We start from the raw sequence: 21,254 nt of genomic DNA, 5'->3' as shown, positions 1-21,254 counted from the left end.
GTCGCGGTGGCGTCAATTTCAAAGCTCTAGAACCCCAGCAGTCGCCCCCCCTGGTACACGATCAAACTGGCAAAGTAGGCCGCAGCGGTCATGTAGGCGATCTGGAACAGCGGCCACTTCCAGCCGTTGGTCTCACGCTTCACCACCGCCACGGTGCTCAGGCACTGCATGGCAAAGACGAAGAAGACCATGACGCTCACGCACACCAGCGGGGTGTACACCGGCGCGCCATCCGGCCAGGTCTCCGCCTGCATGTGCTCACGCAGTGGAGTAATGTCTTCATCATCGGAGTTTTCCACGGCATAGATGACGCCCATGGTGCTGTTGAAAACTTCACGCGCGGCGAAGCTGGCGATCAAACCAATACCAATCTTCCAGTCGAAACCCAGCGGCTTGATGACGGGCTCGATGGCATGTCCGGCCATACCCGCGACGCTGTGCGCCACCTGGGAGGAGGGATCTCCTTCCGTCTTCGGGTAGTTCATGGCGGCCCAGAGGATGATGGTGAGGCCCAGGATCACGGTACCCGCACGACGGATGAAAATGCGCGCACGCTCCAGCACGTAGATCACCAGATGCTTCAGCGAAGGACTCTTGTAGCTCGGCATTTCCAGCACCATGAGGCTGGTCTCCCCACGCATGATGGTACGGTTAAACAGCCAGCCGAAGCAAAACGCGCCCAAGGTACCGAGTGCGTACATGGAGACCAGGACCAGCGCCTTCTGCCAAGCCGCCACCTGCCCGGCCGGGAACATGGCCGCAATCATCAGCATGTACACCGGGAGACGCGCTGAGCAGCTGGCCAGCGGGGTCACCAGAATGGTCACAATGCGATCCTTCAAGCTCGCGATGGTACGGGTGGCCATGATGCCCGGCACCGCACAGGCATAGGCGCTGAGGAAGGGCACAAAGGCCTTTCCGTTCAAACCCGCCCAGCCCATGATCCGGTCCATCATGAAGGCCACGCGTGCCATGTAGCCCGTGTCCTCCATCAGACCGATAAAGAAGAACAGGATCATGATCTGCGGCAGGAAGATGACCACCCCACCGACCCCGGCGATGACGCCATCCACCAGCAGATCACGCAGATCCCCTTCGGCCATGTGGCCTTTCACCCAGTCTCCCGCCCAGCCAAAGGCACCTTCGATCCAGCCCATCGGTGCCTCAGACAAGGCAAAGATGGTGTAGAGCAGCAGCACCATCGCAGACAGCATGATCCCGAAGCCGAAGACGGGGTTCAGCAGCACGGCATCGATACGGTCAGAAAAAGTCGCCTCGTCCTTCTCCGGGCGACGCAGCACGTCTTTCAGGATGGATTCCACCGTCTCATACCGGGCTCCCGCGAGACGGTCCTCCCAGCCGGGGAACTTCTTTTCCAGGTCATCATGACAGGCCGAGATCCGGCTCATGTGAGCGTCCGCGATGCCGTAGTGCTGAGGATCGTGATCAGAGATAAGATAGAGCGACTCGAGCAGGGAGGCCGTGTCGTGGAGCACTCCCCCCTTGGTCAGATCCAGGCGAATGTCATCCAGCGCGGCGGAGATTTCCGTCGGCATCGGTGGCGTGTGCTTGGGCGCGGGCAACTGCCGGCTCATCGCCGCCTTCAGCTCCACCAGGCCCTTGCCACTCGTGGCCTGCATGGGCACCACGGGCACGCCGAGACGCAGTTCCAGCTCTTTGAGGTCGATGCGCCACTTCTTCGCCTCCGCCACATCCATCATGTTCAGCACCAGCATGGCGGGCAGGCCGAGTTCCAGGACCTGGGTGGTGAGATACAGATTGCGCTCCAGGTTGGAGGCGTCCGCCACCAGCACCACGGCATCCGGCCGCGGCGTGTCTTTGCGGCGTCCCATCAGCACGTCCCGCACCACGGCCTCGTCCGGAGAGCGTGCATTGAGACTGTAGGCGCCTGGCAGGTCCAGCAGGCGCAGACGCTTCCCATGTTGGGAGAAACAGGAGCCTTCGCGCTTTTCCACGGTCACGCCAGGGTAGTTCGCGACCTTTTGCTTCAACCCAGTCAGGGCATTGAAAATGGTGGACTTCCCGCAGTTTGGATTGCCCACAATGGCAATCACGGGCTCACGGGTGGCGGAGGTGGGCGCTGCCTCAGGCAGGGCGGCAGATGAAACGGACATGGAAAGATGGCGGCGGACTATTCCTGAACAGGAAGGATTTCGATGTGGCGGGCCTCGCTGCGGCGCATGGCGATCCGGGAGCCCCGTACGGCCACTTCAATAGGGTCGCCCAAAGGCGCACGCCTCACCACGCGGATCTTCGTGCCCGGCACCAGTCCCAGTTCCCGCAGCCGGGTGATGTGCTCGTCATGCCCTACCGGGATGTCCTTGATGATGGCAGACGAGCCATCCTTGAGCTGGGTGAGCGGGATCGCTTGCATGGGCAGGAGGAGAGGAAAGGGACAAGTTTTGTTCGGGGTTGCTACTCTTACTTGAGACTGAAACGCATCGGCAAATCGAATCTACAGAATTCCATCTGAACGAGGGGAAGGTCAGTTCTTGAGCTTGCAGAGAGACGCCGCAGAGGTTATGCATTTGATACTCAATCTCATTTATTCCCCCATGAACCGCTACGCCGCTTATGTCATTCTGGCCGCTTCTTCTGTGCTCATCCCCTCTTTCTCCCCTGGGGCCGAGGTGGGAGAGGTGAAATCCTACCTCGTGGACACTCTGGTGAAGGTGAAGGCCGCATCCGAGGACTTCGTGAAGAACTCCAACGAGTACGCCGCCATCCTCAGCGCTGCCGGCGGTCCTGAGAAAGCCTGGGCCACCAGGAAGCCGGAAGTGGCCGCGCTGGTGACGAAGATGCAGGAGAACTACAAAGCGATGGACAGCTTCGGCTATGAGACGGTGGAAGGCATCGTCGCCGGCGTGGACAAGTTTGCCCACTACGACGTGTACCTTGATGCGGGCCTGCCCAAGGACGAAGGCCAGCCGGAGGAGATCTCCCCGCTGAAACTGACGCTGAGCACGGGGGAGGTGATCGACCGTGAAGGTGCCGGGTTCACTTATGTTATCGAACCCGCTCTCTGGGGCGGCAGCAAGAAGTGGGTGGTGGCCCTGGACCTGGATGGAGACGGCAGGATCGCCCCCCGGGAATCCCTGCCCCGGCCTGAGGTTCTCACCGCCGTGGCGGTGGATACCAATGCGAAGATCGGTGAACTGCTGGCCGATGCGCGCTCCTGGGTGCCGACGGTAGAGGATTGCTACCAGGCCATGGTGGCGATGACGCCCACGCTCTCCGACTACTTTGAGGACTGGAAGGAGTCCCGTTACAGCGAGGAGTCCTCCGGTCGGTTCTTCGCCGTAAGCCGCATCTCAGACATGCAGGGCATCATGAAGAGCTGCGCAGTCATGTACCAGGCCGTCCAGAGCGGGGTGACCGCCAAGGACAAGGCTCTGGGCAAGGCGGTGGATTCCGGGTTCAAGGACATTTTTGCCTTCCTGGATGCGCTGGAGAAGCGCGAGGAGAAGAAGGCGGTCTTCAAAACCGCGCAGATCGATGAACTGGCCGCCCAGGCCAAGGCCAAGACCGACAAGCTGGTGCCCCAGATCAAGCAGGCGGCGGCGCTCGTGGGTGTGCAGGTGGCAGGTTAATTTTTTTCGGATCGCGCATCCATGAAGCTCCTCTCTACTCCCGGACTGACGCGCCGGTTCCTCCCCGCCATGGCCGCTGTGGCCATGGCCATCACCCGGCTGCACGCCGATGTCCTGGATGCCGCGGCCGAGGTGCAGCGCGGCATTGAGTCCGCCATCGTCGAGCTCTACGGCGGTGAAGTGACTCCTGAAACCTGGACCAGCACCCGGCAGGTGGTGCAGAGTTTCTCCTCCAACCTGGAGTCCGACACCGCCAGGAAACTCTGGGCGGAGGCCACGCTTCCGGAGGCGGCTCCCGCCACCACGGCTGCCGGCCATTTGTTGGGACAGAGGCAGGCGCTGCTTCAGCATGTGTACGCACTGGAGATGCTGGACCGCCAGCAGAAGGAGCAACTGGAGCCCGCCCGCGAGTGGCGCGCACTGATCCAGCTGCCGAAATATGCAGACGCCGTGCAGGGCGTGCTGGCCCTCCAGCATGGCAAAGGAGCCCAGCGGGATGCCGTGTCCCAACTGCTGGCGCGCGAGTACCTGGTGTGGCAGACCACGCTGATCCGTGAGAAGACGGATGCGCTGCAACGGCTCATCCAGCAGAAGCGCAGCACGCCGGAGATGATCGCCACCCGCAGCGGTGAGATCCAGACCCTGGCGGTCTTCCCCGCTCCCCTGCTCACCCTCGTGCTCCCAGACACCCCCCCCCCGGTGCCGGATCTTGCTTCCTGGCAGGTGCTCATGGCTTCTGATGAAACAAACTTCCCCCTGGCATTCGAGAAATGGTCCGCCCAGATTCGCCGAGATCTCCCGAACCTTCTCACCGCAGAGGACATCACCCGCCGCGAGCGGCTGCTGATCAAGCTCCTCAAGCTGGTTCCCGTGGAGTACTCCGCTGGTGTGCGAGATGGTGAGATCGTCATCCCGATTGAGTATCGCGAGGCGGAGACTTTCACCATTCAGAGCCGCCAGATCCTGGATGAACTGCGCGCCCCCTGGGAGCGTCAGCGTGGCGATGTCTTCACCCAGTATGAGCCGGCTCTGCGCTCCTCCATCGAGAAGCTGGAGGCAGCCATCCAGGCCAAGACGGACTCTTCGGTTGTGGAACGTGAGGCTGCCAAGGCGGTGGAAATTCTGGCCGACCAGTTTGCCATCAGTCTGCGTCGCCAGGGCAAGGCGTCCGAGGTCATCGCGGAGACGCTGCTGGATGTGCGCACCCTCCTCTCGGAGTCGCACGCTGCCGCGCGCGCAGGCAAGTGGGCCGACGCCGAATCTCTGCGGCTGGAGGCCTACACCACCTTTGACCTGGAGATCGAGTCCCGCACGATGCCGCGCGATCCCGATCTTGCCCTGCGCACGGAGAAGCTCTTCCTCGATGGTACGAAGACCCAGCCTGGCATCAAGGCCGCTCTGGACGCCCGCGCGAGCGGCCCCGCCCTGGCGGGCGCTTATGAGGCGGCCCTCGCCGGCATGAACGAATGCGGCGCGCTGCTGCAGATGTCCATCTCCCCTCTCACGGCCATTTACACGACCATCTCTGTGGTCACGCGTGAGGGCCTGGAGGCCGTGGTCATTCTTGCCGCACTCATCGCGGGTCTGCGTGGGGGTGAGAACCGCCGCATCCGTCGCAACATCGGCATCGGCGTCTTTGCCGCATTAGTGGCGTCTGTGGCCACCTTCATCGTGTCCCGCCTCATCATCAAGTCGCTGAGCCGGCATGGTGAATCGCTGGAGGCGGTGGTCTCCGTGCTTGCGGTCATCGTGCTGCTCATCGTCACGAACTGGGTCTTCCACAAGATGTACTGGGTGGAATGGAACGCCAAGCTCCGCAGCCTGACCCGCGCCGTGAACACGGGTGGCGAGACGGCCAGCGCCAACATGGCCATGATCGGCGTGGGCTTCCTCACCATCTATCGCGAGGGCTTTGAGACCGTGTTGTTTCTCCAGTCCCTCCTGCTGGAGGCCGGCCTCCGCCCCGTGCTCATCGGCCTGAGCATCGGTCTGGCCATCGTCAGCGGCATGGGGCTGGGCGTCTTCTACATCGGGGCCAAGCTCCCCTACCGCCGCCTGCTGGTCATCACCGGCGTCCTGGTCATCACGGTGCTCGTCACCTTCCTGGGGTCCACCGTCCGGCTCTTCCAGACGGTCGGCTGGCTGCCCATTCACCCCATTACGTGGCTGGACATCCCCACCTGGATGGGTACCTGGCTGGGCCTCTACCCCTCCTGGGAGGGCATGCTGATCCCGCCGCTGGGCTTGGTCTATGTGGGCGGTGCCTGGCTCTGGGTGAAGTGGCGCAGCGCCCGCACTCAAGCGGCCCTGGCCCGCACTCTCAACCACCCAGCGACCGCCGCAACCCCATAGCGTCGGCCTCAGCCCCTCGCTGCTCCTCGTCGAAGGGAGGGAAACAATGCCTTGGCATTTTCCCTCCCTTCATTTCATCTTGGGGGATCGTGACCACCGCCGCTACCGCTCCCAGCATCCTCCGCATCCACCCTGCCGACGACCTCATCGTGGCTCTCCGCCCCCTGCAGGCGGGTGAGCAGGTCTCCCTGGATGGGCAAAGCTGGATCCTCCGCCACAAGGTGGGGGCCAAGCACAAGTTCGCCGCCCGGGATTTTGCCAAAGACGCCCTGGTCACCCTGTACGGCGTGACCGTGGGCCGGGCCAAGGTCGCCATCGCTGCAGGGGAACTGGTCCACACGCACAACCTCCAGCACGCCACGGCCGGCTTTTCTGGGAAACAACGCGACACGGCCTGGACGCCTCCCACCCTGTCGAACTGGAGTCGCACCACCTTCAACGGGTACAAGCGCCCCGGGACCCGCGCCGGCACCGCCAACTGCTGGCTGGTCATCCCCCTCGTCTTCTGTGAGAACCGAAACCTCGCCTTCATGAAGGAGGCCCTGCAGAAAGCCCTGGGCTATGGCCGCACTGGCCCATATGAACATTATGCTCGTGAACTCGTCGGCCTGCATCAGCGCGGCGCCGCCCGTCAGGAGATCGAGGAATCAACCCTTGCCCTTGGCACCCGCCCCCATACTCCCGTGCCTCTCTTTCCTCACCTGGATGGGGTGAAGTTCCTGGAGCACGACATGGGCTGCGGCGGCACCCGGCTGGATGCGGAGGCGCTTTGCAACCTCCTGGCCGGCTACGTCGCCCACCCGAATGTCGCAGGAGCCACGGTGCTCAGTCTCGGCTGTCAGCACGCCCAGGTCAGCCTGCTGGAGCAGGCACTGGAGAAGTTCCATCCCGGATACTCCCGGCCCCTGCACATCTTCGAGCAGCAGAAGGCCCTCTCCGAGCAGGACATGATGGCCCGCGCCATCAAGACCACGTTTCTGGGCATGCGGGATGCCAATGAACTCCGCCGCGAACCCTGCCCGGTGAGCGATCTGGTGGTGGGCGTGGAGTGTGGCGGCAGCGACGGATTCTCCGGCATTTCCGCGAACCCCGCGATCGGCCACACCGCCGACCTTCTCGTGGCTCTCGGTGCCTCCGTGGCCCTCTCCGAGTTCCCGGAACTCTGCGGCATCGAGCAGGAGCTGAGCGACCGCTGCGTGAATGCCGCTCTGGCCGACCGCTTTGTCCACCTCATGCGCACCTATGAGCGTGCCGCCCAGGCCTGCGGCAGCGGCTTCGACGCCAACCCATCCCCTGGCAACATCCGGGATGGCCTCATCACCGATGCCATCAAGTCCGCCGGTGCCGCGAAGAAGGGTGGCACCTCCCCGATCACCGATGTGCTGGACTACGCCGAGCCCATCACGAAGCCCGGGCTCTCCCTCGTCTGCACCCCGGGCAACGATGTGGAATCCACCACCGCCATCGCCGGGGCCGGTTGCACCGTCATCCTCTTCTCCACCGGCCTCGGCACCCCCACGGGCAATCCCATCTGCCCCACCCTCAAGATCGCCACCAACACCGAGCTCGCCCAGCGCATGGGTGACGTCATCGACTTCGACACCGGCCCCATCATCCGCGGCGAGAAGAGCGTCCTCACCATGGGCGAGGAGTTGTTGGCCTTGACCCTCGACACCGCCAGCGGCATTACCGTGCCCAAGGCCGTGTCACTGGGGCAGGATGATTTTATTCCTTGGAAGCGCGGGGTGTCGTTGTAGCATCGTCGGGTGGTGAGCCACCGCTAGGCCTCAGCAAGTCGAGCACTCGAAGTTGCACCACGCTGGGTGACGTTCCTCGTAGAGATAACTCAGCGATGCTGGGGAGCGCACGCTTCCAGCGTGTCCCGTCTTCTGCATCTTGCAGAAGACTCAGGATCGCGACAGGGAAGACCTCCCAAGCCTCCAGCCCGACGTCGCGATGCCCACAAGGACCCGTTCGTCGCATCCCACCGTCTCAGACATTATCCCTCCCACACCCAACCTCTTCCCTCCGCACGCCCAAGAGCCGGGACGGCTCTTCTACCTTCTCTGGGGCGGATCTTAATACACACTTGGATGCCACTCACGATGCAACAGCTCCAACCCGGCGCGTCGCCTCCCACACGCACCGCCTGCAATCCGCTCCAACTCCCGCTATCCCTGAAAGGGATATGTACCACAGCCCACGGTTGGCGAGCTTCCAGCGAGCCTACCTTGGGTACCCGGGGCGGATCCGGTCAGGTGGGGAGGCCGTAGCCGCGCACTTCCACTCATCATCCCCTCCACCCCCACGACGCACTCCTCGAACCACGCTGTCACGCCACCTTTGGCTCCTCGCCACCCATCCCCCGACCGATCGCAGGATCGCTCAAGCCTGGCTCGCCGTTCTCAATCCGGCCAGCGTACCGGCTACTGAAGTGCGACGAGACAGGCTATTACCAAGGTGACATAGCCAGACAAGTCGCGCATCTAACCCGGTTCGTGTGCAAGAGGCAGGTTGAAAGACACCGCTCACCCTCCCCAACGGTTGCCGGGAACGAACACTGGATGGTGGCGGGACCGTGTGTTGATGCGTTCTGACGGTAAGAGAGCACGCCCACAAAGCCCCTGCTCACGAGACGCTTGTTTTGGAGTTCCAATTTGTCGAAAGCAGCCCGTTGGCACGGCCTGCTATGGGTTGTCATTCTTTTTCCGACAATATATCCATCATACGCCTTGCCACCAATGTCATTTCCCCATCGAGATCCAGCGTCTTCACTACCACAGTCAACGCTACAAGGACAGCATCACGAACCTCCGGCACTGAACATTCAATGTTCATATCCTTCGTTCCAGGAGGCATTGAATACCAGTAAGTATACCAGTTCTTCACGATCCCCGCAGCTGACCTATTTCCACCTGGTCTCGACAATTCGTCTATTAATCGTTCCAAAACAGCCTCGCAAGCCGAGTCTCTAACTTCGAATTCCAGACGTCGACCGTGTATGTAGCTATGCGCCATTATTCGAGGAAGTGGACAGGTTTACACAATTTCAAACTCTCTACAGCCAACCTTAGTGCGGCAGCATTCTCGGATGAGAGCCCAAGAGTATCAACAACAAAACTGTCAGGCGCAGTATTATCCTGAAGTCTACGCAGAATGCTCCTCATTGCGTCTTGTTGAGCCGACTCAGGGAGAGGTTGCAGAGTAGAACGATTCAAGAACGGCCCCTTTAGCTGAATGTTTCCAAGTCTTCCGGGCCCTACATAGTCAACACCTAGTTGAGTGGCAGGATCAATCTTTACTCCGAATGCCTCTTGAATTCGATTTCCGCCCATCCCTTCGAGAGGATTGAACTTCCCACCCTGCTCAAAACTGCTCCCCAATCTGCGCTGCTCAAGAATTTTCAACAATTTTGTCCGAGAATTGGCTAGGGGATCTGCCATAGGAGGACGCGGATAGGCCCCGACATTGCCGAATTCACCCATGGGAGCCAGTATTGGTCCAGGCCTGCCCCGATGTCCGTCACCGGGCGCTATTTGCCCCGACGAAAAGTCACGCATTACTTTCTCTATTTTGTTAGCTGCAGCCCCTCCTTTGGGCAGACTCTTCGCCCCAAAGGAGTATCTAATTGAGCCCATGTTCCGAGTCTCCGTAATAGGAACGACATATTCAGGTCTACTGCCAGTTGGAATAACTTGGATTCCACACATAAGCGTCAATAGTGCCGGGTCGTATAGCCCCAAAACTACGTGATCCAAACTACCTCTATTAAATGCATCCCACAACAAAGGGTGATTAAGGAATCGCTCATTTCTCGTCACCACGAAATTATATAGCGCGACTTCGGATTCTGAGGGCTGAACTTTATAAGGAATCCTCCATTCATCACTTATGGCGATGATCGGTCTCCCAACAGACACAGCAACGGATCCATCTTCATTTCGTCGCACATCGAACTCTCCAGGCATTTCCCCCAAAATCTCATACATCCCCAAATAATCCCACCGGTTCACCGGATCATTCCCGCAATACCCGTACAGGTTGAACCCACCCGCTTCCCCCAGCGGATCACGGCTGATCCAGCGCCCCAGCTTCGCGCTGTAATACCTGAACCCGAAGTAGCTCAGCCCCGTCTCCGCATCGTAGTACTTGCTCTGATAACGGAACGGGCAGGCGTTCACGTCACCCGATGAGACCTTCAGCTCGCCATAGGGGGTGTAGTCGAACTTCGCCACCGTTTCCCCATTCACCTGGTTGATCAGCGCCGTGATGTTGCCCAGTCCGTCATCCACGACCAGAAGGCGGCGGCCGCCTTCCTCTTCAATGGCCACCAACCCGCCAATGCCACCCGCACCATCCCAGGTCCCGCTGACGTCCCGGCCCCAGATGAACCAGCGCCTACTGGCCGTGCCGCCGTTCACTGACAACTCCTCACAGGCGGGGAGCCAGCCACTCCAAATCATCTTGCTGGTCTCCACCCGCGTAGGCGTGCTGTCAGAGTAGGTCAAGGTCCGCTCCTTCTTGATCCGACGCCGGTCGGCATCGTACTTGAAGGTGATCACCTCACTGGCGAGGTTGGGATCCGCACCGGTGTCGGCCTTGCGCTCCATCTTCACCAGACAACCCATGCCATTCCACGTGTAAGCCCAGGTGGCGTCCCCCACCATGCGGCCCGCACCGTCATACTCGTAGGTTTCCTGGCTGGGCGGTAGCACCACCCACATCTGTTTGTCCGCCACGGCAGGCGTCCCGCCGATTCCCGCCCCTGCCTTGGAACCACGCACCAGCAGCTCCACCCGGGTCACCCCTGTGCCCGCCCAACTCCCCGACACGGTCCAGTAGGCACCGTAGGCACCGGTCTCCGGATTCACATAGATTTCCTCGCCATCCACCCCGGCCTGCGGATGAAACACCCGCACCGTGCTGCCCGGGGCCACGGCCCCGTGCACGCCATAACCCCGATAGGCCAGCTCCCGCCCCGTCACCTGATCCACCCCATTGGCGGTGAAGGTCACCGGCCCGCCTCATTCACTGGGAAGGTGACCGGGCGGGAGCTTGACAGTAAGCGTCAAGCCGATCCCCGTCTGATGTCGCTATGAAGCGTTATCACCATCAGTCATAGCTGAGGGGTATGACTCATAGTGATCCTTCTTCCATAGCGTCAGCTCCACTCAAGCGTGATGTCAGGTCCAGGGTGCGCAGCACCCCGGCACAACGACACGCCGCGCTGGAGGCCTATGCCCGCTCAGGCCTGAGCGGGCCCCAGTTCGCCAGATCTGCTGGCATCAAGTACCAAACGCTGGTCTCCTGGCGCAGGCAGGCCAAAATCTCCACCTGCATTGCCACTCAGGCTGCCTCCCCTCCCATCGTGGCGTTTCTGGAGGCCGTCCCCATCTCCCCGCTGCCTTCGACACGCCTGGATCTTCTGCTGCCCGGCACCGCCCGCCTGCACCTGTCCTGCTCCTCGCAGATGCCCCTGGTTGCAGCGCTGCTGCGTCAACTCGAACTCAAGCATTCCCCGGACCTCCACTCATGCTGAGCTTCTCAGGCAGCCTCAAGGTCTTCATCGCCCTTCAACCCTGTGACATGAGGGCCGGGGTGGGCACCCTTCAGGGCATGGTCAGTGCGCAGTTGCAGGACGATCCCCGCAGCGGCTCGCTCTTTGTCTTCAGCAACAGGCGCCACTCGGTGCTCAAGATCCTCTACTGGGACGGTTCGGGCTGGTGGCTGCTGGCCAAACGGCTCGAACAAGGCACCTTCAGCTGGCCGGCTGTCGCCGATCCTGCACAGACCAAGCTGGCCCTGGCCCCGCAGGCCCTGGCCATGCTCACCGACGGCATTGATCTGCGGGGCGCGAAGATGCGCCCCTGGTATGAACGTGAGACGGGATAGTTTCCTGCTTCCTGCATCTGAAGCTGGACAAGGGCGCGGCTTGAGGCCACATCACGAGCCTCGTGACTCCTGAACCTGACGCCGCCACTTTGATCGCAGAGCTTCGTGGGGAGCTTGCGGCGGTGCGTCTGGAAAACAAGCTGCTGCGCCTCAAGCTCGATGCCCTCTCGCGCCGGATGTTCGGCAAAAGCAGCGAGAAGCTGGATGCAGAGCAGATGCAGCTGCTGCTCGACGGGATCGAGGAGCTTACGCTGGCCGAAGAGTCGGCCCGTCAGACCCGGCCGGGCAGGGAGCCGTCCACCCCGGAGCCAGCCCGGGAGCGCAAGCCCCGCATCCCGGAGCACCTGCCGGTTAAAGAAGTGTTCATCGACCCCGAAGAGGTCAAGGCCTGTCCTGAGGACTGGGTGCACATCGGCGAAGAGGTCACCGAGCAGCTTGAGTACACCCCGGCAAGCTTCGAGCGCTTGCGCATCATCCGGCGCAAGTATGTGCGCAAGGACCAGCGGCATCTGCCTCCGGTGGTGGCTCCGTTGCAGCCCTGCCTGCAGGAGCGCTGCGTGGCAGCGCCCTCGCTGCTGGCCCACAGCATGGTCTCACGTTACCGGGACCATCTGCCCTGGCACCGGCTGGAGGGCATCTACGCCGGGCTGGGCGTGGAGATCTCGCGCCAGACGCTGGCCAACTGGAGCGGGATGACCGCAGAGGCCTGCGGGCTGCTCATGCGCGAGATCCATCAGAGCGTGTTTGCCAGCGGGTATGTCCAGCTTGATGAGACACCCATTGAGTACTTGAGCCCCGGTCATGGCCAGACCAAAACGGGTTACCTGTGGGTGGCGCACTCGCCGCTGACCCAGGAGACGTTCTTCCAGTGGCACACCGGACGGGCGGCCTTTTGTCTGGAGAGCCTGGTGCCTGCCGGGTTCGAGGGCATCATCCAGTGCGATGGGTATGCCGCTTACGCGTCTTTTGCCCAGAGCCGGGAACGTGCGGGCACGATCCGGCTGGCGGGCTGCTGGGCGCATGCCCGGCGGAAGTTTTTTGAGGCCAGCACCTACTGCCAGGATGCCCTGTGGGTGCTGGTGCAGATCCGGGAGCTTTATGCCGTGGAGGAAGAGTTGCGCGAGATCCGGGCTGGACCGGAGCAAAGACAGGCGGCCCGAGAAGCCCGAAGCCGCCTTGTGATGGGGCAGGTCTATGAGAAGCTGGAGCAATGGCAGCAGCAACGCAAACACCTGCCCAAGAGTCCGACAGGGGCTGCGATACGCTATGCCCTCAACCAGCGTGCGAGCCTTGAAGTGTTCCTTGAGGACGGACGCGTGGAGGTGGACAACAACCTGGTGGAGAACACGATCCGGCCCAGTGCCATCGGCAAGAAGAACTGGTTGTTCGTGGGCGACGCGCAGGCGGGAGTGCGTGCGGCGACGTTTTACACGCTGTTGGACAATGCGAAGCGGGCTGGGGCGGATGCCTACGAGTATCTCAAGGACCTGTTCACGAAGCTGCCAGCGATGACCAATCAACAGATGAAGGAAATCACGCCCCGGGCGTGGATGGCACGGCGTGCCGACCAGTAAAAGTCAAGCCCTGCACCCACGGGGCTTGGTTACTCGCTTACGCTTGACAACGCGGCCGCGCGGAATCAATTCGGAACCTTACATAGCCAGACAAGTCGCGCATCTAACCCGGTTCGTGTACAAGAGGCAGGTTGAAAAACACCGCTTAACCCTCCCCAACGGTTGCCGGGAACAGCGCCATGCCGCGAAAGCGGCATCGATGAACGGCGAAGCCGGACGCCGCACAGCCTGAGCGAAGCGATGGCAACCACTTGATGGTGGCGGGACCGTGTGTTGATGCGTTCGGATGGTAAGAGAGCACGCCCACAAAGCCCCTGCTCACGTGACGCTTGTTTTGGAGTCCAAATTTGTCGAAAGCAGCCTGTTGGCACGGCCTGCTATGGGTTGTCACGTCTCACGTTCTTCAGGCTCATGTATGAACGATCTTATGAACTCGCTGAAATCTTCATGGATTGTGCGATCCACTTTGCCTCTAGGATCTATTTCCACCACTCTATAGTGTTCATCCTTATCGAATCCATAGCAGAACCCCTGCATATCATCGCCGAAGACTGCAATGCCCTGCAATGCCAGCCCCCTTTCGGCAGAGTATATCTCCTCTGGATCTATTGGTTCTGCATATATCATAACCGTCCCGAAATTCCCCCACCCAATCTGCTTGAGGAAGTCTAGATAGTCTTCTGCAATCCCGGGATATTTAGCCTTCAACTCCTGAACCGCCTGCTCAGACAAAGCCGTCAGGTTTTCCACTCCAACCATCTGTGGCCTAAGGTAGTCAAATTTACTCATAGTCGTAGATTCTACGGGAAAAGTGTTTCCATTACATCCTCCAAATGAAGGCCGCTTTGGTGTGCGCTGGGAAAGCGCGCAGGTGTGAGGTTCCACCATTCATGCGGCCCTCCATAAACATTTTCAATAATGTGATGTGCATCGAAGTAGTCGCCTGGATTCCGGCCTCGCGGAGTAGATCCCGCTTGATATTTAGGCCATACTTGGCCTGTTTGTCTTTCCCATTCGGCTATCTGGGAATCTTTCAGTGTTTTGGTGAACTTAGCGCGATGGAGCCGGCCCGCTTGAGGAGTCAACCGCGTGTATTTGGTGATGCTTAGATCGGCAGCCAATTGGATTCTTTGAACTTCTGGGATTCGAAACCCTGTATGCTTTTCGATGACCCTCAAATATTCAAGTGCATTTCTAGAAAACTGCGAGCTTAACAGCGGCGTCACTTTTTGCACCACCGTGGCTCCCACTACACTTGAATCGCTTGCCATGCCAACAACGTGAGGTATCGATGGGTAGCGAGATCGCAGGCTTTCAAGGAACTGAAGCTGTTGGGAGCCAAGCTGCACTTGGTTTCCCAACTGCACACCTATTGCATCTACAGAGGCAACAACTTTCCCCGATTCCACAACTCTAGGTAGACTGGGTAGTGTTTCGGCAACAATGTTTTCAGTTCTAACGACCTGATTGGCCACTTGGAGATTGCGCAGTCCTCGCACAGGTGCCGCCATCCGAGTTACAGGTAGCGCTTCTAAACAAAAACCACGGTCTCTCAACTCGGTGTCTATCATTGACACAAGCATGCCCAGTTCTCGGGCCGTTCTTCCGATACAATGTGAGGCCACATTGTATCCAGTCATGTTTGTGTTATAGCCATACTCGTAGCTACTTTTTGGCGACTGATACAACGGCATTTGCCCGCCAAACATATCGCCGCGAGTCCAAAACTGAACGGTCGCCCACAGCAAGCCATCCATAAAGTCATCGGTGGCAACGACCTTGTCCCAAATTCCGCTATCCATCCCCAAATAATCCCACCGGTTCACCGGATCATTCCCGCAATACCCGTACAGGTTGAACCCACCCGCTTCCCCCAGCGGATCACGGCTGATCCAGCGCCCCAGCTTCGCGCTGTAATACCTGAACCCGAAGTAGCTCAGCCCCGTCTCCGCATCGTAGTACTTGCTCTGATAACGGAACGGGCAGGCGTTCACGTCACCCGATGAGACCTTCAGCTCGCCATAGGGGGTGTAGTCGAACTTCGCCACCGTTTCCCCATTCACCTGGTTGATCAGCGCCGTGATGTTGCCCAGTCCGTCATCCACGACCAGAAGGCGGCGGCCGCCTTCCTCTTCAATGGCCACCAACCCGCCAATGCCACCCGCACCATCCCAGGTCCCGCTGACGTCCCGGCCCCAGATGAACCAGCGCCTACTGGCCGTGCCGCCGTTCACTGACAACTCCTCACAGGCGGGGAGCCAGCCACTCCAAATCATCTTGCTGGTCTCCACCCGCGTAGGCGTGCTGTCAGAGTAGGTCAAGGTCCGCTCCTTCTTGATCCGACGCCGGTCGGCATCGTACTTGAAGGTGATCACCTCACTGGCGAGGTTGGGATCCGCACCGGTGTCGGCCTTGCGCTCCATCTTCACCAGACAACCCATGCCATTCCACGTGTAAGCCCAGGTGGCGTCCCCCACCATGCGGCCCGCACCGTCATACTCGTAGGTTTCCTGGCTGGGCGGTAGCACCACCCACATCTGTTTGTCCGCCACGGCAGGCGTCCCGCCGATTCCCGCCCCTGCCTTGGAACCACGCACCAGCAGCTCCACCCGGGTCACCCCTGTGCCCGCCCAACTCCCCGACACGGTCCAGTAGGCACCGTAGGCACCGGTCTCCGGATTCACATAGATTTCCTCGCCATCCACCCCGGCCTGCGGATGAAACACCCGCACCGTGCTGCCCGGGGCCACGGCCCCGTGCACGCCATAACCCCGATAGGCCAGCTCCCGCCCCGTCACCTGATCCACCCCGTTGGAGGCAAAGGTCACCGGCCCGCCTCATTCACTGTGAAGGTGAGCGGGCGGCGGCTTGACAACGCGGCCGCGCGGAATCAATTCGGAACCTTACATAGCCAGACAAGTCGCGCATCTAACCCGGTTCGTGTGCAAGAGGCAGGTTGAAAAACACCGCTTAACCCTCCCCAACGGTTGCCGGGAACGAACACTGGATGGTGGCGGGACCGTGTGTTGATGCGTTCGGACGGTAAGAGAGCATGCCCATAAAGCCCCTGCTCACGAGACGCTTGTTTTGGAGTCCAAATTTGTCGAAAGCAGCCTGTTGGCACGGGCTGCTATGGGTTGTCACGTTTTAAGAGTAGGTATTTGAGAATCACTATCCTGGCGCCCCTGGGAAACCGTATACTTGACAAGGCCGGTGAATCCGAGAGCAGGCTGACCCGCGTTTCAGCTTCCCTGCTCCCGGCATCAGCTACCAAAGAATACCGCATCAATCACGAGTCTTCACATCAACCTCGGCCCAGGCCTTTTCTTTGTCCGGAGAGCACCAGTAGCCGTGTTGATGTTTTGACGAAGTGGTGATGTCATCGGTGAGGGTGTCCCCCGTTACCCCCGGGTGGCTTTCCCAGACGCCGTTGACACGCACCGTTTTCTTTTTGGCGAGATTCTTACCCTTCCGCACAAACTGAATTTCAGCGAGACCAGGCCGTTCGTTGATGCTTTCGACCACCTCCACCCGGACGGTGTCAGTAGGCACCGAGGGAACGACCACCGAGACGAACGTATCTGTACCGCGCTCCCAGGGAATCGCCACCCCGTCTTTTCGGAACACTTCTTTGCCTTTGGTGATCAGCACGACGTTCAAGACCTTGGAGCCGCGGTCATTGAACCCTCCATTGTGCTGATTCCAGATCGTCACGGTTGTTCGACGCTCATTCAGAGGGATTTTTTCCGTTTCTTGAGCGCGAAGTCCGCCGAAACCAAGGAACAGGGCGAAAAGTGCGGGGGTGAATTTCATGGGGGCTTTGGGATGGAAGAGTTTTTGACGGAGGCAAGTTGTTACCATGAAGTCACCAAACTTGCAAGAGCGGGGGTGTCTGCGACATCAATCGCAGACCTCGCCTCAAACTTGCCATTTTGCAAAAGCCTGCCTGCTCGTGGTGGCTCCACGAGATAGTGCCACCAGACAAGTTCTTGCCACGATGGCGACAGTTCCAATCCTCCTGAGCCGCGTAAACGCGGTACTCCAACCCCGGCGCGGTTCCTGAATTGCATTTGAGCGATATCCGCCTTGCTCGAATCGCTCCGCAACACTCCCTGGCGGAGCGCTTCGCCCACGTGAAAATGTTCTATTCCGATCATCGCGCTACGCGGATACGGCCATTCCCTCTTCCCGGCAGCTTCCAGCCTTGGCAGACCCAAGCGTGTCCCTCAGGAATGGGCCATGCGCTTCTCATTCATCTCTCACCTCCCCGCTCTTTTCCCCAAGGCAGGGTGGACGGTCCTCACCGGATTGATGTTGCACGCCATGGCGTCGTCGGCCTCGGCCATCCTGGTGGCCTATGACTCCTTTGACTACACGGTCGGCTCCAGTCTGGCCACGCTGAATGGCGGAGCCGGGTTCTCCTCGGCCTGGAGCATTCAGCAGACAACCAGTGGTGGCAATGGCACGGTACTGGTGTCCACCAGCGGCATCACCTCCACTCCCAATCATCCGTCCAATGCCACGGCAGGAAATGGGATCTATGGGGCGCGTTCGTTTGACCGGATCAACACCGGTACCGTTTACTTCAGTTTCCTGGTGGACAATGACAATGATGGCTCGCGGTTCATCGCCTTCTCGCTCATGGACGGCGGCTCAGAGAAGGCCTATCTCGGACAATCAGGTGCGGGCTCCGTGTGGGGAGCGTTTGGGGCGCTGAATCTCAACTCCAGCACCGCCTCCCGCCCACCGGTATCCGGGATGACCCAACTGGTGCTGAAGGTGGAGTTTGACCAGAGCGGCCTCAATGACCGCGCCACGTTGTTCGTGAATCCGGACCTGTCTGGCGAAGAGCCCACGTCAGGTTATTTCACCTCAACCGGGGACTACTTCGCCAACGGATTGAATGGCATCCGGATGGGTTCCGGCTTCGCCACCAGCAGTCAGACCACGACGATGGCGAGTTTTGACGAAGTGCGGATCGCGACGGACTGGGCAAGTCTGGCCCAGACGCCGGAGCCGGGGCGTGCATGGTTGCTGGTCTGCGGACTCGCAGGGGTGGTCATGAGGCGTCGGCGAGGGCCTCCATCCGGCCGTGGAAACTCTACGCCAACGGCGTGATACAAAACAGCCCGGGGTCAGGCCGCGAAGCGGTCGCCACCCCGGGTATTGATGGGATAGAGCAGGAACTCCAAGGGAGTTCTACAAACCGTCATAGCGCCCCCGAGGTGTTCATTGCATGCAAGGCGGTCGTATCAGGTGATGGGGACAGTCTGTAGAACTCACTTCGGATTTCCAATTGATCTTTCCACCGACCCAGGGTGGCGGCTCGCGCCTCGCCTGACCCTGGGCGTCTATTTTGTATGACGCCCTTGGCGTCGGAGAATGCTTTTCGCGGCGTTGCCGAGTAGGCAGAGGTCACGCCCGCTCACCAACCGACGGGGACCGTCGGACTACTCCCGTCGCCACGTGCTGAGCAATAGGAGCCAACTCCCCCTCACTCACCCATCCCGGTAGCGCTTGGGCGTCATGGTGTATTTCTCCCGGAAGTCCCGCACGAAGTGGGACACGTTCTTGTACCCCGTCTTCAGGGCAATCACCGCCACGGCATCCGCACTGGTTTTCAAGAGTTGGGCGGCCCGCTCCATGCGGACCTGTCTGAGGAATGCGTAGGGGGAGACGCCGAGCTTCTGCCGGAAGCACCGGGTGAGATGACTGGCACTCACAAAGCTGACATTCTGTGCGAGCCAGCCCACCTCCACCGCACTCGCATAGTGGGTGCAGAGAAAGGATGTGGCGCGCTCCACGGGATCCATCACGGGTGAGGATTCACCTCGTGCTGCGGCGACACGGAACCAACCCGCCTCCAGGTGCTGATGCGTGGCGGCTTCTGCCACCCAGGGCTCATCCGATGCCCAGGCCTGGATGAGAAACTCATGCTCGCGATAGAGCGTCATCAGGCTGGGCCAGTACACCTCCTGCACATGCTGGATCCAGGCCTCCAGCCTGGCGTTCACATGCTCCCAGCAATGCATGAGCGCCTCTGAGTCACAAGAGGCGACGAGGCGACGATGGAGCTCCCCATCCTCCTGGCGGAACTCCAGCAAGCGGCCCTGCCGGGCCCAGGCATGCATCGACTCCAGGCGCCTGGAAAAGTCATCCAGCACCTCCTGCCGACGGGGATGCTGACAGAGACGTACCGCGGCAAAGCCCTCCAGCGTGGAGCGCAGCCGGCAGAGCTCATGCAAGGCGCCCAGGTCATCAAACGACGAGCTGGCAGAAGCCGTCGCAGGTCTGCCGGGCATCGCCGCCGACTCCATGGGAAGAGATGTGGGTGATTTCCAACAACCGCCTTGAGCCCTAGGCGGGAACGGCGAACTCGCGATCCCGGTTCACGCCGGGGAGCGGCACGGGATAGCGACCATTGGCGTCCTCGCGGATCGGTGCGGGTGAATCCAGCGTGAGCTTGTCCACATCCGGCGCGAACTCATGCGGGCAGTTCAGCATTTGATCATAGGTGATGATCTGGCCGGTATGCGCCGCCATGCGTCCCATGGAGGTCACCAGACTGGCCTGCACACCACGCTCCATCTCATTGTAGGTCTCGTTGTGGCGGATGGCATGAAGGAAGTCGTCCCACTCCAGTTGATAGGGATTGGGCTCCGGGGATTCGCCCTTCCATACGGTCTCTTCTGCGCTGCGGCGCTGCCCTTTGAAGATGGCACTGCGGGCCGGCAGATGCCCGGCCGTGGAGACAATGGCGCTGCCCTTGGTGCCGTGAATGGTGGTGGAGAACTCGTTGCGGCAGCCGGTGATGTTGCGCCCTTCAAAGAAGAACTTGGAGCCGTCCTTCCAGGTGTACTCCACTGAGTAGTGGTCGAAGTTCTGGTCCACGTACTCTCCTCGATCCGTGCGCCCGCCGCTGGCCTGCGCCTCGACGGGCCAGTCGTTCTTCATCCAGCACGCTTCATCGATGTTGTGGATGAAGAAATCACTGTATGAGCCACCGCTGGCCCACAGGAAGGAGTGGAAACGCTGGATCTGCCAGATGAGTTCCGGGGTCTCCTCCGGGCGGCGCTTGGAGAAGCAGGAGGCCACGGGGGCCTGCATGCGGTAGGCACGTGCCAGAATGAGATCCCCAATAGCGCCGTCCTGCACACGGTTGTAGAGCTCCTTGCGGATCTTGCAATGGCGGCACATGAGGCCCACGGCCACTTTCAGCCCCTTTTTCTTTGCCTCTTCATTCAGCTCCAGCATGCGCTTGGCCGTGGGGCCATCCACCGCCAGCGGCTTTTCCATGAAGATGTTCACGCCCTTTTCAATCGCGTACTTGAAGTGCACCCAGCGGAAGGCGGGGGGCGTGGCGAAGATGGCCACATCTCCAGGCTTGAGCATGTCCACCGCCTGCTTGTAGGCATCGAACCCGATGAACTTCGCGTCCTCCGAAACGGACATCTTGTCCGGGTGTTTCTTGGAGAGCGCCTCATGCGCCGCATCCAGCCGGTTCTTCTGCACATCCGCCATGGCGACCAGGCGGATGGAGGCGTTCCCCACCGACATGGAGTTGCTGGCTGCGCCTGCGCCACGACCGCCGCACCCGATCAGCGCAGCCCGCACCGTGTCATCCCCCTGGGCATGCACATAGGGAATGCTGATGCCGGAGAGCACGGAAAGTCCGGCAGTGGCCCGGGTGGCGTTCTTGAGGAAGTCGCGCCGAGTATTCGTATTCTGAAGGGAGGTCGGGGAGTTCATGGAGGGAGCGTGAAGATGGACTCAACGCTCCATGCCGCCCATTTCCATCAGCGGAGGGAAATTAGGAATTAGGAAT

15 protein-coding genes are annotated in these 21,254 nt (G+C 60.5%); 7 read left to right on the top strand and 8 right to left on the bottom strand.

Translation table 11 applies throughout. The annotated features are described in order from the left end of the window. Window positions 1–26 precede the first annotated feature (26 nt). Window positions 27–2,135: a ferrous iron transport protein B gene (gene feoB / locus VSP_RS07910; RefSeq protein WP_009959876.1), complete on the bottom strand. Its 2,109-nt coding sequence runs from the start codon at window positions 2,133–2,135 to the stop codon at window positions 27–29. Between the two features lie 17 nt (window positions 2,136–2,152). Beyond that, complete coding sequence (locus tag VSP_RS07905; RefSeq protein WP_009959875.1) at window positions 2,153–2,395, bottom strand: FeoA family protein; 243 nt, start codon at window positions 2,393–2,395, stop codon at window positions 2,153–2,155. 181 nt (window positions 2,396–2,576) lie between these two features. Between VSP_RS07905 and VSP_RS07900 the strand changes: the two genes are divergently transcribed. From VSP_RS07900 to VSP_RS07890, 3 genes are all read left to right on the top strand, one after another. Continuing rightward, entirely contained in the window at window positions 2,577–3,611 is a 1,035-nt protein-coding gene (locus tag VSP_RS07900; protein ID WP_009959873.1) for an imelysin family protein, read from the top strand. A gap of 21 nt (window positions 3,612–3,632) precedes the next feature. Next, window positions 3,633–5,963: an FTR1 family iron permease gene (locus VSP_RS39090; RefSeq protein ID WP_009959871.1), complete on the top strand. Its 2,331-nt coding sequence runs from the start codon at window positions 3,633–3,635 to the stop codon at window positions 5,961–5,963. Between the two features lie 89 nt (window positions 5,964–6,052). Further along, window positions 6,053–7,720, top strand: a complete 1,668-nt coding sequence (locus tag VSP_RS07890; protein WP_009959870.1) for a UxaA family hydrolase — start codon at window positions 6,053–6,055, stop codon at window positions 7,718–7,720. A 1,260-nt stretch (window positions 7,721–8,980) separates the two neighbouring features. Here VSP_RS07890 and VSP_RS07880 read toward each other — a convergent pair. After that, the gene (locus VSP_RS07880; RefSeq protein WP_009959868.1) at window positions 8,981–10,978 is read right to left on the bottom strand and encodes an RHS repeat-associated core domain-containing protein; all 1,998 of its coding nucleotides are present in this window, start codon (window positions 10,976–10,978) and stop codon (window positions 8,981–8,983) included. 179 nt (window positions 10,979–11,157) lie between these two features. Here VSP_RS07880 and tnpA point away from each other — a divergent pair, with 179 nt between their 5' ends. The 3 genes from tnpA (at window position 11,158) to VSP_RS07865 (ending at window position 13,429) form a co-directional block, all read left to right on the top strand. Then, the gene (gene tnpA, locus VSP_RS07875) at window positions 11,158–11,502 is read left to right on the top strand and encodes an IS66 family insertion sequence element accessory protein TnpA (protein ID WP_009958043.1); all 345 of its coding nucleotides are present in this window, start codon (window positions 11,158–11,160) and stop codon (window positions 11,500–11,502) included. Next, on the top strand, window positions 11,496–11,855 hold the full coding sequence (gene tnpB, locus VSP_RS07870) for an IS66 family insertion sequence element accessory protein TnpB (RefSeq protein ID WP_009959866.1): 360 nt from the start codon (window positions 11,496–11,498) through the stop codon (window positions 11,853–11,855). The genes tnpA and tnpB overlap by 7 nt, the downstream gene beginning before the upstream one ends. Before the next feature lie 89 nt (window positions 11,856–11,944). Beyond that, window positions 11,945–13,429, top strand: a complete 1,485-nt coding sequence (locus tag VSP_RS07865) for an IS66-like element ISVsp3 family transposase (protein WP_044134119.1) — start codon at window positions 11,945–11,947, stop codon at window positions 13,427–13,429. Between the two features lie 387 nt (window positions 13,430–13,816). Here the strand turns inward: VSP_RS07865 and VSP_RS07860 are convergent, their stop codons facing one another. The 3 genes from VSP_RS07860 to VSP_RS07850 form a co-directional block, all read right to left on the bottom strand. After that, complete coding sequence (locus VSP_RS07860) at window positions 13,817–14,218, bottom strand: SMI1/KNR4 family protein (protein WP_009959863.1); 402 nt, start codon at window positions 14,216–14,218, stop codon at window positions 13,817–13,819. Between the two features lie 11 nt (window positions 14,219–14,229). Next, a complete protein-coding gene (locus VSP_RS39085) occupies window positions 14,230–16,179 on the bottom strand; it encodes an RHS repeat-associated core domain-containing protein (RefSeq protein WP_157210793.1) in 1,950 nt (649 codons plus the stop codon). Window positions 16,180–16,714: 535 nt separating this feature from the next. Continuing rightward, window positions 16,715–17,242: a hypothetical protein gene (locus tag VSP_RS07850; RefSeq protein WP_009959860.1), complete on the bottom strand. Its 528-nt coding sequence runs from the start codon at window positions 17,240–17,242 to the stop codon at window positions 16,715–16,717. Window positions 17,243–17,668: 426 nt separating this feature from the next. On the opposite strand from VSP_RS07850, the gene VSP_RS07845 reads away from it, so the two are divergent. Continuing rightward, entirely contained in the window at window positions 17,669–18,547 is an 879-nt protein-coding gene (locus VSP_RS07845; RefSeq protein ID WP_009959859.1) for a PEP-CTERM domain protein, read from the top strand. Window positions 18,548–18,927: 380 nt separating this feature from the next. Here the strand turns inward: VSP_RS07845 and VSP_RS39080 are convergent, their stop codons facing one another. After that, window positions 18,928–19,746: a helix-turn-helix transcriptional regulator gene (locus VSP_RS39080; RefSeq protein WP_029190268.1), complete on the bottom strand. Its 819-nt coding sequence runs from the start codon at window positions 19,744–19,746 to the stop codon at window positions 18,928–18,930. Window positions 19,747–19,786: 40 nt separating this feature from the next. After that, a complete protein-coding gene (locus tag VSP_RS07835; RefSeq protein WP_009959857.1) occupies window positions 19,787–21,178 on the bottom strand; it encodes a Gfo/Idh/MocA family protein in 1,392 nt (463 codons plus the stop codon). Between the last annotated feature and the right edge of the window lie 76 nt (window positions 21,179–21,254).

This window comes from Verrucomicrobium spinosum DSM 4136 = JCM 18804 (assembly GCF_000172155.1).
GTDB classification, from domain to species: domain Bacteria; phylum Verrucomicrobiota; class Verrucomicrobiia; order Verrucomicrobiales; family Verrucomicrobiaceae; genus Verrucomicrobium; species Verrucomicrobium spinosum.
The sequence above is the reverse complement of the archived record's forward strand: the minus strand, read 5'-3'. Positions and strand labels throughout refer to the sequence as shown.

Bases quoted from the DNA above. Each gene is read 5' to 3' on its own strand.
- VSP_RS07850 (WP_009959860.1), bottom strand. From the start codon at position 17,242: ATGAAATTCACCCCCGCACTTTTCGCCCTGTTCCTTGGTTTCGGCGGA.
- VSP_RS39080 (WP_029190268.1), bottom strand. From the start codon at position 19,746: ATGGAGTCGGCGGCGATGCCCGGCAGACCTGCGACGGCTTCTGCCAGC.
- VSP_RS07900 (WP_009959873.1), top strand. From the start codon at position 2,577: ATGAACCGCTACGCCGCTTATGTCATTCTGGCCGCTTCTTCTGTGCTC.
- VSP_RS07905 (WP_009959875.1), bottom strand. From the start codon at position 2,395: ATGCAAGCGATCCCGCTCACCCAGCTCAAGGATGGCTCGTCTGCCATC.
- VSP_RS07860 (WP_009959863.1), bottom strand. From the start codon at position 14,218: ATGAGTAAATTTGACTACCTTAGGCCACAGATGGTTGGAGTGGAAAAC.
- VSP_RS07835 (WP_009959857.1), bottom strand. From the start codon at position 21,178: ATGAACTCCCCGACCTCCCTTCAGAATACGAATACTCGGCGCGACTTC.
- feoB (WP_009959876.1), bottom strand. From the start codon at position 2,135: ATGTCCGTTTCATCTGCCGCCCTGCCTGAGGCAGCGCCCACCTCCGCC.
- VSP_RS07845 (WP_009959859.1), top strand. From the start codon at position 17,669: ATGCGCTTCTCATTCATCTCTCACCTCCCCGCTCTTTTCCCCAAGGCA.
- VSP_RS39090 (WP_009959871.1), top strand. From the start codon at position 3,633: ATGAAGCTCCTCTCTACTCCCGGACTGACGCGCCGGTTCCTCCCCGCC.
- tnpB (WP_009959866.1), top strand. From the start codon at position 11,496: ATGCTGAGCTTCTCAGGCAGCCTCAAGGTCTTCATCGCCCTTCAACCC.